11 protein-coding genes are annotated in these 14,843 nt (G+C 72.9%); 6 read left to right on the plus strand and 5 right to left on the minus strand.

Going from position 1 to position 14,843, the window contains the following annotated elements:
• Positions 1-554 precede the first annotated feature (554 nt).
• Positions 555-719: a 50S ribosomal protein L33 gene (rpmG, locus tag ACFV0T_RS21980; RefSeq protein ID WP_385781583.1), complete on the plus strand. Its 165-nt coding sequence runs from the start codon at positions 555-557 to the stop codon at positions 717-719.
• Positions 720-794: 75 nt separating this feature from the next.
• Positions 795-917, plus strand: a complete 123-nt coding sequence (gene ykgO / locus ACFV0T_RS21985; protein WP_148014371.1) for a type B 50S ribosomal protein L36 — start codon at positions 795-797, stop codon at positions 915-917.
• A gap of 7 nt (positions 918-924) precedes the next feature.
• Here the strand turns inward: ykgO and ACFV0T_RS21990 are convergent, their stop codons facing one another.
• Together ACFV0T_RS21990 and ACFV0T_RS21995 are read right to left on the minus strand one after the other, a co-directional pair.
• Complete coding sequence (locus ACFV0T_RS21990) at positions 925-1,644, minus strand: YoaK family protein (protein WP_385781586.1); 720 nt, start codon at positions 1,642-1,644, stop codon at positions 925-927.
• Positions 1,645-1,773: 129 nt separating this feature from the next.
• Positions 1,774-2,976, minus strand: coding sequence for a cysteine desulfurase-like protein (locus tag ACFV0T_RS21995; protein WP_385781589.1), 1,203 nt, complete (start codon positions 2,974-2,976; stop codon positions 1,774-1,776).
• Positions 2,977-3,394: 418 nt separating this feature from the next.
• On the opposite strand from ACFV0T_RS21995, the gene ACFV0T_RS22000 reads away from it, so the two are divergent.
• The gene (locus ACFV0T_RS22000; protein WP_385781679.1) at positions 3,395-5,428 is read left to right on the plus strand and encodes a DUF1996 domain-containing protein; all 2,034 of its coding nucleotides are present in this window, start codon (positions 3,395-3,397) and stop codon (positions 5,426-5,428) included.
• Positions 5,429-5,518: 90 nt separating this feature from the next.
• On the opposite strand, the gene ACFV0T_RS22005 is transcribed toward ACFV0T_RS22000, so the two are convergent.
• Positions 5,519-6,484 carry a ricin-type beta-trefoil lectin domain protein gene (locus tag ACFV0T_RS22005; protein ID WP_385781592.1) on the minus strand — a complete coding sequence of 322 codons (966 nt, stop codon included), beginning with the start codon at positions 6,482-6,484 and terminating at the stop codon, positions 5,519-5,521.
• Positions 6,485-6,775: 291 nt separating this feature from the next.
• Here ACFV0T_RS22005 and ACFV0T_RS22010 point away from each other — a divergent pair, with 291 nt between their 5' ends.
• Genes ACFV0T_RS22010 through ACFV0T_RS22020 form a run of 3 tightly spaced genes read left to right on the plus strand, consistent with a single transcriptional unit; the run spans position 6,776 to position 13,436 of the window.
• Positions 6,776-7,561: a sigma-70 family RNA polymerase sigma factor gene (locus tag ACFV0T_RS22010; protein ID WP_385781594.1), complete on the plus strand. Its 786-nt coding sequence runs from the start codon at positions 6,776-6,778 to the stop codon at positions 7,559-7,561.
• Entirely contained in the window at positions 7,558-8,772 is a 1,215-nt protein-coding gene (locus ACFV0T_RS22015; protein ID WP_385781597.1) for a hypothetical protein, read from the plus strand. Before ACFV0T_RS22010 ends, ACFV0T_RS22015 begins: the two co-directional genes overlap by 4 nt.
• 59 nt (positions 8,773-8,831) lie before the next feature.
• Positions 8,832-13,436: an FtsK/SpoIIIE domain-containing protein gene (locus ACFV0T_RS22020; protein WP_385781599.1), complete on the plus strand. Its 4,605-nt coding sequence runs from the start codon at positions 8,832-8,834 to the stop codon at positions 13,434-13,436.
• Positions 13,437-13,502: 66 nt separating this feature from the next.
• Here ACFV0T_RS22020 and ACFV0T_RS22025 read toward each other — a convergent pair whose 3' ends face one another.
• Both ACFV0T_RS22025 and ACFV0T_RS22030 read right to left on the minus strand, forming a co-directional pair.
• Positions 13,503-13,814, minus strand: coding sequence for a hypothetical protein (locus tag ACFV0T_RS22025; RefSeq protein WP_385781602.1), 312 nt, complete (start codon positions 13,812-13,814; stop codon positions 13,503-13,505).
• 57 nt (positions 13,815-13,871) lie between these two features.
• Entirely contained in the window at positions 13,872-14,765 is an 894-nt protein-coding gene (locus ACFV0T_RS22030) for a hypothetical protein (protein ID WP_385781605.1), read from the minus strand.
• Between the last annotated feature and the right edge of the window lie 78 nt (positions 14,766-14,843).

Below are 14,843 nucleotides of genomic sequence, written 5' to 3' on the forward strand. Positions count from 1 at the left end.
AACATGGTGGTCCCGCCCACGACGGGCACGTAGACGGAGCCGAACTGGAAGGGCAGCCCCGCCGCGAACTGGGGGTAGCGGCGCATCGCCTCCGTGGCGTTGGGCAGCGCCACCTGGATGCCGAGCCGGTAGGCGTCGGCCACCGGGAACGGCCGGTCCACGTGCAGCCGCCACCAGGGGTGGAACAGCGTCACGGGCAGGCCCGCGAGCACGGCGAGCCGCAGCAGTCCGGGGGCGTCGGCGCGCAGGTAGACACCCGCGACGGGTCCGTCGGCCGTGCGGACCGCCTCCGTCACGGTCTCGGTCAGCAGCGCGGCCAGTCGTCGTGGTCGCCCCGAACCGTCCCCGGCGCTCCCGGTCATCGGCCCTACCTCGTCCTGGCGCCGCTCGCGCGGGCCACACGAAAAGAATGCGCCCCGCGAGCACCTGCGCGCATCCGCGCGCCGGCCGCAACCTCCGGGACGCGGGAATGTCCGGGCGAGGGGCGCTGTTGTACCGCACGTGACTGACATGCACCGATCAGTGGATGCGATGTCGGTGAGAGGAGGACCCCCATGGCCCGCAACGAGCTCCGTCCCGTCGTGACGCTGAAGTCGACGGCCGGGACCGGAGTGACCTACGTGACGCGCAAGAACCGGCGCAACGACCCCGACCGGCTGGTCCTGCGCAAGTACGACCCGGTGGCGGGGGCGCACGTCCCCTTCCGCGAGGAGCGATGACCCGAGCCGCCGCTCCGGTCGACCGCTGACCACGGCCACCGACGCTCGACCGAACCACCGAAGGAGAACGCAGCCATGAAGGTGCGCAATTCCCTGCGCTCGATGAAGTCCAAGCCGGGGGCGCAGGTCGTACGGCGACGGGGCGTGACGTTCGTCGTCAACAAGAAGAACCCGCGCTTCAAGGCCCGCCAGGGCTGACCTCGCCTCATCCCGCACCGCGCGCGCGGGTGGCCGCAGCGTCGGCCGCCCGGCGCGCGGTGCGCTCGTCGTGCACGAACAACGCCAGCCCGCAGGCCAGCAGTACGGCCGCCGCCCACACCGCGCGCACCCCCACCGTCTGGGTGAGCTCGGCGCCGCCGAGGGCGCCGGCCATGAACGCCAGGATGACGGCCGTGAACTGGCGGCCGCGACGCGCCGCCTTCTTGTCCCGGCCCATGACGGCCTCGTACGCGCACTGCGTCGCGATGCGGAGGTTCCCGGTCGTCATCGTGCTGTTGTAGGCGGTGTCCACGAGCGTGCGGAACGCGGTCATCTGCACGGACGCGGCGAACGCGATCAGCACCGAGACCAGGATGTCCGGGGCGTCGGCGGGGACCAGTCCCACGCCCGCCAGCACGACGACCTCCAGCATCAGCGCCGCGCGCGTCGGCTGCCGCACGACACGCGCCACCCGGGGATGCTGCAGGCACTCCGCGGCCACGACACCGACGACGAAGGCCAGGATCGGCGGCACGTGGTCGAACGCCTGCCACCACTGCCCGTGTGCCGCCTCGATGGCCAGCAGGATCACGTTGGCCGTCTGCGCGCTGGCGAAGACGCCGCCACGGCTCAGATAGGTGTAGGCGTCGAGCGAGCCGCCGACCATCGCCAGGAGCACGCCCAGTCGCACCGACTGCGACGTCGGCAGCGGTTCGGGGACGCTCACCCACCACCTCCAGCGACCATGACGCGAAGCGTCCTGTCCCCCTACGCTCTCACCCGCCCGGTGCCCCCCTCGCGCGCGACACGGCCGGTGATCACCGTCGGGTACGCCCCTGACGTCGTACGCCGGGGCCTAGGCGCGGAGCGCGGCCAGCGCCGCGAGCAGGCGGTCGACGTCCTCGGCGTTGGAGTACGGGGCCAGTCCGACCCGCACCGCGCCCTCCGGGCCGAGTCCGAGCCGCAGCGAGGCCTCCAGCGCGTAGAAGGAACCGGCCGGGGCGTCGACCCCGTGCTCCGCGAGATGCCGTGAGACGTCCGCCGACCGGTGCCCGTTCACGGCGAACAGCAGGGTCGGGGTGCGGTGCGCGGCACGGGAGTACACCGTGATGCCGCCGAGGCCCGCCAGGCCCAGCTCGATCCGCTCGCGCAGGGCGTCCTCGTGGGACTCGGTCGCCGTGAAGGCCGCGATCAGACGTTCCCGGCGCGTTCCGTCGGTACCGGGTGCCAGATCGGCGAGGAGATCCACCGCGGCCCGCGCACCGGCGAGCAACTCGTAGGGCAGCGTGCCGAGTTCGAAGCGCTCCGGTACGGCTTCGGTGGACGGGAGCAGCTTGTCGGGCCGCAGCGTCTCCAGCAGTTCGGGCCGGCTCGCCAGCACGCCCAGGTGCGGGCCGAGGAACTTGTAGGGGGAGCACACCAGGGTGTCCGCGCCGAGCCCGGCCAGGTCCACCGTGGCGTGGGCCGCGTAGTGCACCGCGTCCACGTGCAGCAACGCGCCGCTGCCGTGGGCCAGTTCGGCGATGGCGGGAACGTCGGGCCGGGTGCCCACGAGGTTGGACGCCGCGGTGACGGCGACCAGCCGGGTGCGCGAGGACAGCACCGCCTCGATGTGCTCGGGCCGCAGCTCACCCGTGGCCGGGTCGAAGTCCGCCTCCCGGACGCGGGCACCGACCGCCTCCGCCGCCTGGATCCAGGGACGGATGTTGGAGTCGTGGTCGAGCCGGGTCACCACCACCTCGTCACCGGCGTTCCAGGTCTTGGCGAGGGTGCGGGCCAGGTCGTACGTGAGCTGGGTGGCGCTGCGGCCGAAGACGATGCCGCGCGGCTCGGTGCCGGTCAGGTCGGCCAGGGCGGCACGGGCGCCGACGACGACGGCCTCGGCGTTGCGCTCGCCCTCGGTGGTGTGGCCCCGGTTCGCCAGCGGACCGGCCAGCACCGCCACGACGGCGTCGATGACGGGCTGCGGAGTCTGGGTGCCGCCCGGCGCGTCGAAGCGCGCGGAGCCGGACTTCAGGGCGGGGATCAGAGCGCGGAGCGCGTCGACGTCGAAGGCCATGTCAACTCCAAGGAGCCAGGGGGCGAGGGGCGAGGGGCGAGGGGCTAGAGGTGAGGGGACAAAGGGGGCATGGGGCGGGGGTGATGGGCGCGGTGCGTACCGCGCGTACCCGGTGGTCACCGCGCATGATCGTAGTTGCGGGCCGCCCGGTGCGGCCGGGCGAGTATGGCCGGAATCCAATATTCCCTTTTGAGCACTCCTGGTAGCGGCATCGGTACGGTATAAGAGGTTGCTGTGAATTCCTGGGGTGCTTGAACACACCGGGACCGGTCTCCGTATTGGGGCAGGGATTTCCATACCTGGAGCCTGGCCACGACGCGTAGGAGAATGTTCCGTGGGACGTAGCACGCGCAGACGCCCAACAGGCGCACGACGCGCGACCTTTGCAGCAGCCGCCCTGATTCTGGGCGGCGGAGGACTGGTCGTGGCGAACGTGTACGCCTCCGCGACCGAAGGCGGCCTGGGCGGCGACACACAGCAGTCCGACGCCAACGGGGCCTGGGGGCCCGGCACGATCGACTGCCCCGATGTCGGCGACCGCCTGACGGACGTGCCCGACGGCGCCCGCGAGGCGGTCGACAAGGAACTCGCCCTGCTGGACCAGCAGGTCGCCGAGGCCTACCAGCGGCTCCAGGAGTCGGCGGCCGCCGACCAGCAGGACAGCGGATCCGCCGACGACGCGATCATGAACCCGCTGAAGGAGAAGCGGGCCGAGACGATCGAGCGCATCGCGGTCGCCATCGACCAGGTCGGGGACCGCCCGGAGGGACTGGAAGCCCTGGCTGCCTGCACACTGCGCGAGCAGACGCAGGACCAGAACCAGGGGCAGGACCAGGGACAGGACCAGAGCCAGGACCAGAACCAGGGTCAGGGTCAGGGCGAGAACCAGGGCGCCGGTAACGGCGGTCAGGCCGGAAACGGTCCCGTCGTCGCCGACTTCGCGGACATCAAGTCCGTCCAGCCCAATGTGCAGAACCCCGCCGCCCAGGGGGACGCCTCCCGCGGCACCTTCGCCACCAGTTGCGGGGTGAACGCGGAGGGCCTGTTCAACTCCGACAACGTCATTGTCGCCCCGGGTGTCAGCAACGGAGCCCACCACTTCCACGACTACGTCGGCAACCAGTCCAACAACGCCTTCGCCAGCGACGACGACCTGGCGAACGCGGACACCAGCTGCCAGGACGAGGGCGACAAGTCGACGTACTACTGGCCCGTGCTGCGCCTTCAGAACGGCACCCAGGAGAAGGACGCAGGCTCCCCGGGCGGCGGCACCGAGGGCAACGCCGGTGAGATCGTGACGCCCAAGCAGGTCACGCTGACATTCGTCGGCAGCCCGCGTGGCCAGGTCACGGCCATGCCGCGACTGCTGCGCATCATCACCGGCGACGCCAAGGCGTTCGTCAACGGCAACGCCAACGCCAACGCGTCCTGGAGCTGCACGGGCTTCGAGGACCGGCAGCTGAAGGACAAGTACCCGCTCTGCCCGAGCGGCAGCGACGTCGTGCGCTCGTTCAAGTTCCAGAGCTGCTGGGACGGACGGAACATCGACAGCGCCAACCACCGCACCCACGTGGCGTTCGCCGCCGCCGACGGCTCCTGCCCGGGCGGTTTCCAGGCCATTCCGCAGCTGGTGCAGCGCATCGTGTACGACGTCGACGCGCCGAGCCTCCAGGACGGCGGCCGGACCACCCCGCTGTTCGCGGTGGACTCCTTCCCGGAGCAGCTGCACAAGCCGGTCACGGACCACGGCGACTTCATCAACGTCTTCGACGAGGACCTGATGAAGGAGATGGTCGACTGCATCAACGGCGGCCGTCAGTGCGGCGTCGGAGCCGAGCCGGGCAACGGCAACGAGGGCGGCAACGGCAACGAGGGCGGCAACGGGAACGGCAACGGCAACGGCAACGAGGGCGGCAACGGGAACGGCAACGGCAACGAGGGCGGCAACGGCAACGGGGATCAGGGCCAGCAGACGCAGGCTCCGGAGCCCCCGAAGGACGGGAACGGCGGCGACGAGCAGCCTGGAGACAATGGAGACGACGGGGGCGACGAGACCACGGCGCCGCCCGCCACCACTCCGGGCGACGGCGCCACCGCCACCCCCGCACCCCAGAACACCGAGCCCAGGGTCTACTCGTCCCCCAAGGCCACCGCGCGCCCGAACGACGCCTCGGCGCAGCCGGAGTCGGACGACAAGGGCGGTGGCCTCGTGACGACCGCACCCGACTCCGGCGGGACGACCGCTCCCGGTCAGGCGCAGGCCGCGGGCGACGACGGGCAGGACACGTCCGATGCGCAGACGGCACCCCAGACCGAGCCGCAGACCGAACCCCAGGCGGTGCAGGGCGGTCTCGCCGAGACCGGGGCCCAGCTGTGGCCCGCGGCGCTCGGAGCCGTCCTCGCCATCGCCGGCATCGTCCTGCTGACCCGCACCCGGCGGCGCTCCATGTGACGCCCTGACACCCAGGCGTCCTGACGAACGCCGAGAGCGCGGTGCCCGGACCAGTACCACTGGTCCGGGCACCGCGCTCCGTCGGTTCGGTCAGCCCTTGCGCCACTTCTGGTTCGCCGTGCCGCTGCACGTCCACAGCTGGAGCTTCGCGCCGTTGCCCGTGCTGTTGTCGACGATGTCGACGCACTTGTCCGCCAGGGAACTCACCAGATCGCCCGCCGTGCTGAGGTAGAACAACTGGGCCCGGTTCCCACTGCACTTGGCGAGCTGGATCGCGGCGCCGTTGGTGGTGGAGCCCCAGGCGACGTCCATGCACATGCCGAGCGACCGCACGGTTCCGTCCGAGCGGAACACCCACTTCTGGTTGGCGGCGCCGCCGCAGTCCCAGATCTGCAGCCGCGTACCGTCCTTGCCCACGCCGTTGTTGGCGTTGGACACGTCGACACAGCGTCCCGACGCCGAGCCGATCAGAAGCGTGCCGGGGACGGTGGCGGTCGTCGTACCCGAACCCGACGACGTACCACCGGACTTGCCGGTGTCGGCCGGCTTGGGGTCGGCGGTCTTCCCGGTGCCCGTCCCGCCGCTCTGGCCGCCCGTCCCGGACTGCGTGCCGCCGCCTCCCGACGGCTGCTGTGCCGTGCCCCCGGCGGAGCCCCCGGAGCCCACCGGGCCCCCCGCGGCCGAACCGCCCGCCCCCGCCGCGTTGTTGCCGGTGCCGCCCGCGGAGTGCGCGGAGTCGGGGGAGGGGTTGCCGGGACGGTTCGGCGTGGGGGAGGCGGAGGACGCGGCCGGGCCGGGCGTCGCCTGCTGGGCCGCCACCGCCGCGGCGGGCGACGCGTCCCCGTCCGGGAACAGGTCGACCCGCGCCAGCAACGGGAACGCCAGGACGCTCACGACGGTCAGTCCGGCCGTGGCGCCGACCGTCGCCCACACCCGCACGCCAGGTACGAGCCCGCGCCGGGGTACGGCGGGGCGCTGGGCGAAGGTGTCGGTGAACCGTGCCGCGGGAGTGCCGGTCCGGTCCGCGGAGGGCCGGGGTTTGCGAAGGGGCGGCACGTCGACTCCTTGAGGTCTCGGTAAAGTCTCGGGACGAGTGAGGGAGAGAAGTGGTGCGGCCCGCCAGGCGCGTGGGTACGGCGGACGTCCCCGGAAGCACAGTAACGAAGCCGTACCGCACATCCCCCACCTCTCCCGCAATGATCCGGCCGAACGTCGGCTTCCGTCCCGTATGCACCGTCGACCGTGATCAATTCGTTGGCGTCGCAGGGATTGTTCTTCTCCGTAAGTTCTGTTTCTCGCGCTAGCGTTCGTATCTCCAGCACCACCCGACACCGGAAGGCGGAGGCCGTGAGCCTCATCGACCACGACTGCGCGGACAGCGCGGACCGGACGCTCGGCCTCCTTCTCGCGGAGCACGACAGCCTGCGCCGATTCGTCGCGGGTCTGATGGGGCGTGACCCCCACGGTGTGGAGGACGTCGTCCAAGAGACCCTGCTACGGGCCTGGCAGTCCGCCGAGCGGCTGGACTGGCGGGACCGGCCCATCCGCATGTGGCTCTTCCGGGTCGCCCGCAACCTCGTGGTCGACGGCCGGCGCAGGGACCGGACCGTGCCGGTCGGGATCACCGCGGCGGACTTCGGGGCCGCGGCCCCGGCGCCCGTTCCCGACCACGCCGAACAGGTCGGCGACCGCTTCGTGCTGCTCTCCGCGCTGCGCACGCTCGCCCCCGCCCACCGGGAGGTCGTCGCCCGCGTCCATCTGTTCGGGCAGACCGGCGAGGACGTCGCCCGTCAGTTGGGCGTGCCGCGGGGCACGGTCAAGTCCCGTACGCACCACGGCATGCGCACCCTGCGGACGACGCTCGAAGCGCACGGCGTGCACGCCCCGCGCACCACCCCCGCGCACTACACTCCTCCCGCGCATCACGCGGCCTCCGCCCACCACGGGACCGCCGTCACGCCCGTGGCCTCCGCTCCCCGAAGGACCGCCCTCGCACCCGCGGTCCCCGCACGGCACGGGACCCCCATGTCACCCGCGGCCCCCGCCCCGCACACCGCCCCCGCACCGCCCGTGCCACACGGCACGACTCGCACGGGCGGCGCCGACGCCGCCCGCGAGGGAGAGGCACGATGACCTCCTCGGACACGCTCGCCGGCTGGCCCGGACGCGCCGGTCTCCTCGTCCTCGTCCTCGCGCTGACCCACTGGCTGGTCCGGCGCAAGGGCGGCTGGAAGGCGCTGTGGCGCCGCATCCGGCGTGAAGTGGTTCTGACAGCACGGGCGTTCAGCACCCCCGTGCGGACCGAACTGCGCTACCGACGCGGCCTGCGGCTGCTCGTCCGGCTGCTGCGGGACCCCTCCGTGTGGGCCGACGCCGAACGGGCCACGGCACTGGCCGCCGCCGTCCACCCCGCCGCCCGCCCGTACGGGGTGCTGGCCGGACCCGAGTTGATCGGGGTGCTCGTCGCCGCGAAGGGCACGTCCCTGCCCGTGCCGCCGGAGCCGTGGGCGGCCGACGACAGCGACCCCCGGCTGTGGTGGATCGCCCGCACCGACCTGACCGGGGAACTGCCGGACGGCACACCGCCGTTGCTGGTCTGCGCCGGCCTCGACGCCGGGTACGCCGTGCTGCTCGACCTGCGCGGCGGACCGACCGCCACCTCCGTCTACGGTGCGCCGCGCGCCGCCCGTACGGCCCGCGCGGTGCTCCAGGCGCTGGCCGCCCAGCTCGACGCGCGGCTCCCCGAGGGCCGGGTCGCCGTCGCGGACGGGGTGCACCCCCGGTTTCCCGGGCCGACCGCCGCCGAGACCGTGGCGCTGCCCGGCATCGATGTCGCGGTGTGCGCCGAGCCGCTGGACCGGCCGTTGCCGGCCGGCGTACGGCTGCTGAGCCTGGGCGTCGCCCGGGGCCGGACCCGTCTGCTGGAGGTCGGCCACGACGCGGTGCTGACCGTGCACGGCGCACCCGCGACCGGGCAGGTCGACGTCCTGCCGCTGTCCCGGGCGGTGGCCCGCACGCTGTCCGGCCTGCCCCCGTACTCGGGGGACGCGGACGACGACGTGCGGCCCGAGGCGGTGCCCGCACCGCGCCGTCCGGTCGAAGTCCGGCCAATGATCGGGGACTTGACGGAACCGGACCTCGCGCCCGAACCCGACCTCGACGCGGACGGTCCGTCCGCGGCCGAGCCGACCGGCGTCTCCGCGACCAGGCCGAGTCCGCCGGCCCCCGTACCCCCGGCCCGCGCCGTAACCGCCGCCTCCGTCCCGGACGCCGACGACGACCTCGCCGAACCCGCCACCTCCGGCACCGCCGGAGTCTCCGTGGCCGCGCCCAAGGCGCCGTAGGCGCGTCGGACGCGCGGCCCACCGACCCCCCGACCACGTACGACCCCCGGCTGGGAGCCGTGAACCTCACCATCACCACCGTCGACACCACGGACGGACAGCGCCGCGACCACCATGTGCGGCTGCCCTCGAACGCCACCGTCGGCGAACTCGCCGCCGCACTCACCCAGGACGCCCAGGAGACCGAGCGCGGAGCGGACTGGGCGTCGGCCGGCGCCCCGCCGGTCAGCGATCTGTACGCGGGCGACCGACGCCTCGACCCGGACTCCGCCGTCGCCGGCAGCGGTGTGCGCGACGGCAGCCTGCTCGGCCTCGGCGGTCCGGCCCGCACGCCCGACCTGGTCCGCATCACCGACTCCGCGGACACCACAGCCGCCACGGGCGACGCGTACGGCCCGTACGGCCCGTACGGCGTCGACGAGGACGCGGTCCTCGCCGAGGTGCACGTCGTCTCCGGCCCCGGCGCGGGACGCACCTGGCGGCTCGGCCCCGGCAGCCACGAGATCGGTACCGACGCGCTGTGCGCGATCCGTCTCGACGGCGCCGAGGAAGGCGTGCCCGGGTCCGGCCTGTGGGTGACGGTCGGCGCGGACGGCACCGCCTGCTGGTACCGCACCGACGAGGAACCCGGCGACACGGTCCGCGCGCGGCTGGCCGCGCCGCCACCCGACGACGCCGTCACCGCCCTACGGTGGCCGCGCCCGCAGGCCCCCGCCGAACGTCCGGCCGGACCGGGGCCGGTGCCCTGGCCGGACGGCGAGGACCTGACCGTCGGCCCGGTCCTGCTGCGACTCACCGCACCGGTCGAGGCCGACGCTGCCGTGACGCCCTCCGCCGACGGGTTCGGCGTCGACTACAACCGGCCGCCGCGCATCCCCCCGCACCTGGACGCCGAGCGGGTCCGGCTGCCGCAGCCGCCGTCGCCGCCCGGCAAGCGGCCCTTCCCGGCCGTCATGATGGTGTCGCCGATCATCCTCGGCCTGTTCATGGTCAGCATCTTCAAGTCGTACTACTTCCTCGTCTTCCTGTTCATGAGCCCGCTGATGATGCTGTCGAACTGGGCCACCGGCCGCCGTTCGGCCCGCAAGCAGTACGAGGAGTCCGAGCGGGCGTACAAGCAGCGCCGCACGGTCGTGGAGGAGCAGGTCCGGGACGCCGTCGCCCGGGAGGACCGGGTGCGTGACACCACCGGTCCCGACCCGGCCGCCGTCGCCCTGATCGCGACCGGCCCCGGCGGCCGGCTCTGGGAGCGGCGCCGGCACGACCCGGACCACCTGGTGCTGCGGCTGGGCACCGTGGACCAGCCCTCGGTACGCGAGTTGGAGGACCCGGCCCGCGACGAGAACCACCGCTCCATCCGCTGGAACATCCCGGACACGCCGATCGGCGTCGACGTCTGCGCGCACGGCGTGGTCGGCGTGGCGGGCCCGGCCGCCGAGGCGCAGCCGCTGGCCCGCTGGCTGGTGGCGCAGGCCGCCGTCCTGCACAGCCCCCGCGACCTGCGGATCGTGGTGCTGACCGAACCCGGACGGGCCGACGACTGGACCTGGACGCGATGGCTGCCGCACCTGCGCCCGGCCACGGCCGGCGGTCCCGCGGTGCTGGTCGGCAACGACCCCGAGTCCACCGCCGCACGGGTCACCGAACTGGTCGCCCAGGTCCAGTCCCGCCGCCGTTCGGCGGGCTCCGACCGCAACGCCGTGTTCACCGGCCCCGACGTACTGGTGATCGCCGACGGGGCCCGGCGCCTGCGGGACGTGCCCGGCATGGTCCAGGTCCTCACCGACGGACCCCGGGTACGGATCTTCAGCGTCTGTCTCGACGAGCAGGAACGGCTGCTGCCCGAGGAGAGCACCGGCGTGGTGCTCGCCGAGCGCGGCCGGCTGACCGTCAAGCGGCCGGGCGCCGCGGACGTCCCCGCGGTCCGGGCCGACGGAGTGAGCCCCGAGTGGTGCGAGCAACTGGCCCGCGCCCTGGCCCCCGTACGCGACGTCAGCCCGGAGTACGACGCCGGACTGCCGCAGCGGGTAAGGCTGTTGGACCTGTTGGAGCAGGAACCTCCGGACGCCGGCGCACTGTTGGACGGCTGGGCGCGACAGCCGGCCTCCACCACCTTCATGCTCGGGTCCGGCTTCGAGGGTCCGCTCTCCCTGGACCTGGTGCAGGACGGCCCGCACGGCCTGGTGGCCGGCACCACCGGCTCCGGCAAGTCGGAGCTGCTCCAGACCTTCGTCGCCTCGCTCGCCGCCGCCAACCGGCCCGACGAGCTGACGTTCGTCCTCGTCGACTACAAGGGCGGCAGCGCCTTCAAGGAGTGCGCGCACCTCCCGCACACCCTCGGCATGGTGACCGACCTCGACGCCCACCTCGTGGAACGCGCCCTGGAGTCGCTGGGCGCCGAACTGCGCCGCCGCGAACAGGTCCTCGCCGCCGCCGACGCCAAGGACCACCCCGAGTACCGGGCCAAGCGCGCCGCCGACCCCGAGCTCGCACCGCTGCCCCGACTCGTCCTCGTCATCGACGAGTTCGCCACCCTGGTCCGCGAGGTACCCGACTTCGTCCCCGGTCTGATCAGCATCGCCCAGCGCGGCCGGTCGCTCGGCATCCACCTGATCCTGGCCACCCAGCGCCCGGCCGGCGTGGTCACCGGCGACATCCGCGCCAACACCAACCTGCGGATCGCGCTGCGGGTCACCGACCAGACCGAGAGCCAGGACATCATCGACGTCAACGACGCCGTCGACATCTCCTCCAGCACCCCGGGCCGGGCCCTCGTACGGCGGGGCCCGCGCTCGGCGGAGCCCTTCCAGACCGCCTGGGTGGGCGCCGAACGGCCGGCCGGGAAGCCGGCCGACGGCACCCCCGAACCCGCCCCGGGCCCGCGCAGCCAGGTGCGTGCCGTCGAGGTGGGCTGGGACGGCCTCGGCCGACCCGTGGAACTCCCGGCCGAGACGGTGACCGTCGCCGCCGGACGGCCGCAGGGGCCGGCCCCCACCGACCTGCAGACCCTGGTGGGCGAGATCCGCACGGCCGCGGACCGGCTGGCGGACTTCACCCCCCAGCCCAGCCCCTGGCTGCCGCCGCTCGAGGACGAACTCCTCCTCGCCGACCTCGACGCACTCGGCTCCAGCCGTGAGGGACGCCTGCTCATCCCCTACGCGTTGGAGGACGTGCCGCAGCTCCAGCAGCGCAGGGTGGCCGTCGCCGACCTCGCCACCTTCGGGCACCTGTACGTCATCGGCGCCCCGAGGTCCGGCCGAACGCAGGTCCTGCGCACCCTCGCCGGATCCGCGGCCCGCACCGTCAGCAGCGCCGACCTGCACCTGTACGGCATCGACGCGGGCGGCGGCGGACTGAGCGCGCTCACCGCGCTCCCGCACTGCGGCGGGGTGGTCTCCCGGCACGACATGGAGCGGCTCGCGCGCATGCTGCGCCGCCTCAACCACGAGCTGACCGAGCGCCAGGACCTGGCCCAGACGCACAGTGCCACGGGCATCGCGGAGCTGCGCCGGCTGCTGCCCAAGGCCGAACGGCCCGCGCACATCATGCTGCTGATCGACGGCTGGGACTCGCTCTCGGCCATCCTGGACGACCACGACCACGGTCAGCTGGTGCAGGAGGTGACCCGGCTGGTCCGCGAGGGCGCGGCGGCCGGCATCCACGTCGTCGCCACCTCCGAACGCTCCCTGCTGGGCGGCCGGATGGCCGCGCACAACGACCACAAGCTGCTGCTGCGCCAGGGCGACCGGGCCGACTACCAGGCGGTCGGCATGATGCCCGGCAAGATCCCGGCGAACATCCCGCCCGGACGCGGCTGGCACGTGCTCAGCGGCACCGAGACCCAGGTGGCGCTGCTCGCCCGGGGCGGCGGCACCGAGCAGGCCGAGGCGCTGCGCACGATCGGCGAGGCCGCCCGCAAGCGGGACGCGAAGGTGCCGGAGTCGCGGCGGCCGTTCGGGATCGCCGTACTGCCGCGCTCGGTGGAGTTCGCCCAGGCGTACGAGAAGGTTCCGGCGGCGTCCCGGCGGCCGCTGTGGGGTCTGCTCGGCGTCGGCGGCGACGACGGGGGTCCGGTCGGGGCCGACCTCGCCGGTTCCGCCTCCGTGTTCGGCGTGCTCGGCCCGGCCGGTTCGGGGCGCAGCAACGCGCTCGCCGCGCTCGCCGTGTCCCTGCTGGCCGGAGGTACCTCGCTGGTCGTCCTCACCCCGCGTGACTCGCCGCTGCGGGCGCTGGAACGGCACGCGACGGCCCGGGTGCTCACCGACACCGACCCGTCCGCCGACGCGGTGCGGGCCGCGCTGGACGCGCTGCCCGGCCCACGGGTGGTGATGATCGACGACGCCGACCTGCTCACCAGCCCCGCCGCGGACAAGGTGCTGAAGGAGATCGCGGTCTCCGGCCGCGACCAGGGCCTCGGGCTGGTGTACGCGGCCTCCGCGGAGGGCTTCCAGAGCGGCATGAGCGGCTGGACCCTGGCCGCCCGCCGGGCCCGCCGCGGCATGCTGCTCGGGCCCAAGAACCTGGCCGAGGGCGACTTGGCCGGCGTACGCCTCTCGCAGAGCGTGGTCCGGTCGATGACGCATCCGGGCCGGGCCTGGACGGCCGGCCCCGGCGGTGCGCTGCTGGCCATCCAGGTGCCGCTGACGCCGCTGCGCGCCGAGTGACCCGAACGCGTGTGGGCCGCCCCGGAGTGTTTCCGGAGCGGCCCGCACGCGCGTGTGCCGCAGTCGTTACGACGACTGCGTGAGGCTGTTGCTGATGCCCTGGTCGAACTGGATCGCGTTCTCCTTGATGCCGTTGAACATCTCGGAGAAGTCGTTGATGCCCTTGACGGCCGCGAGCAGGCTGGTGTCGAAGTTGTTGTAGGTGGTCCGGATCACTTCACTGGACTGCTGGAACACCATGCCGTCGTCGACGAGGGTGTTGACCCGGTTGCGGAGGTTGCTCAGCACCGGGAGCAGGTTCTCGTGGGCGTCGTGCAGCAGACCCACGACCTCCTCGATCTTGTGGTAATCGAGGTTGATGCCGTTGTAGTTCGCCATTTCGTTCCTGTCGTTCTCGCTGCGGATGTCCGGTCCCCGGGACGGTGGACCGGGGCGTCACTGGATGTGCGGGTTGCTGCCGCTGCTGTGCGGCGGCGGGTCGTCGGGCGGGTCGTCGGAACCACCCTCGCCACTGTTCGTGTTGCCGCCCACCTGCTGCCAGTCCGGCTGGTTGCCGGAGCCGTCCCGGGCGCCGCGGGTGTACTCGGTGCGGTCGCCGTCGCTGCTGGTGGTGACCATCGAACCGCTGCCGTCCTGGTTCAGGTTGGTCTCCGAGTGCACGGTGCTGCCGTCCGGGTAGGAGGAGTCCGTGGTGTAACTCAGCCCGTTGTTGCTGTAGTTGGTGACCGAGGTGTACGTCTTGCCGTCGTACGTGACGGTGGACTCCTCCCGGATCACGTGGTTGTTCGCGTCCAGCGTCAGATGCGTGTGGGCGTTGCCGCGCTCCGTCGTGATCGTCTGGTCCAGCGGCGGAGTCGGACCGGGGTCCGTCGCCGAGCAGAAGTCCGGCATCGTGCCGTCCGGACCGGCCACGCACTGGTCGAGATGGGACTGCTTGTAGTCCCACTGCGCCTTCTGCTGGAAGTAGTTCTGCAAGCCCAGGTTGGCACCCGTGACGCCCATGCCCTGGGCGAGCTCGGAGTCGAAGGACAGGAAGGCCTCGCCCACCGATCCGAAGGCACCGGCCAGTTCCTTCAGGCCCTTGTCCGCCCGGCTCATCGTGCTGTGGGCGTTGTCGTAGAAGTCGGCCACCGCCTCGGCCAGGGTCGCGTCGCCGAGCAGCTCCAGCGCTTCGTAACCGGGGCTGGAGCTGTACTCGCTGTACTCACGCTCCCCCATCCTGGAGAAGGTGCTGTTGTCGAGCAGCGGGCCGATGCTCGACGCGAGGCTCTCCAAGTCCCTCTTGGCGTCGTTGAGGACGTTGTAGTCGATCTTGAGTTGGTCGGGCATGAGAAGGCCTCCCGGTACCCCGTCGAGACTCCGGTCAGCAGGACCACGCACCAGGGGCCACGGCGGTTCACGGCGGAC

The sequence above is a fragment of the Streptomyces sp. NPDC059582 genome (assembly GCF_042735715.1).
In the GTDB taxonomy this organism is placed as follows: Bacteria; Actinomycetota; Actinomycetes; order Streptomycetales; family Streptomycetaceae; genus Streptomyces.

What these genes read in the sequence shown, in the direction of transcription:
- rpmG (WP_385781583.1), top strand. Translation starts at nt 555, where the DNA reads ATGGCCCGCAACGAGCTCCGTCCCGTCGTGACGCTGAAGTCGACGGCC.
- ykgO (WP_148014371.1), top strand. Translation starts at nt 795, where the DNA reads ATGAAGGTGCGCAATTCCCTGCGCTCGATGAAGTCCAAGCCGGGGGCG.
- ACFV0T_RS21995 (WP_385781589.1), bottom strand. Translation starts at nt 2,976, where the DNA reads ATGGCCTTCGACGTCGACGCGCTCCGCGCTCTGATCCCCGCCCTGAAG.
- ACFV0T_RS22015 (WP_385781597.1), top strand. Translation starts at nt 7,558, where the DNA reads ATGACCTCCTCGGACACGCTCGCCGGCTGGCCCGGACGCGCCGGTCTC.
- ACFV0T_RS22025 (WP_385781602.1), bottom strand. Translation starts at nt 13,814, where the DNA reads ATGGCGAACTACAACGGCATCAACCTCGATTACCACAAGATCGAGGAG.
- ACFV0T_RS22030 (WP_385781605.1), bottom strand. Translation starts at nt 14,765, where the DNA reads ATGCCCGACCAACTCAAGATCGACTACAACGTCCTCAACGACGCCAAG.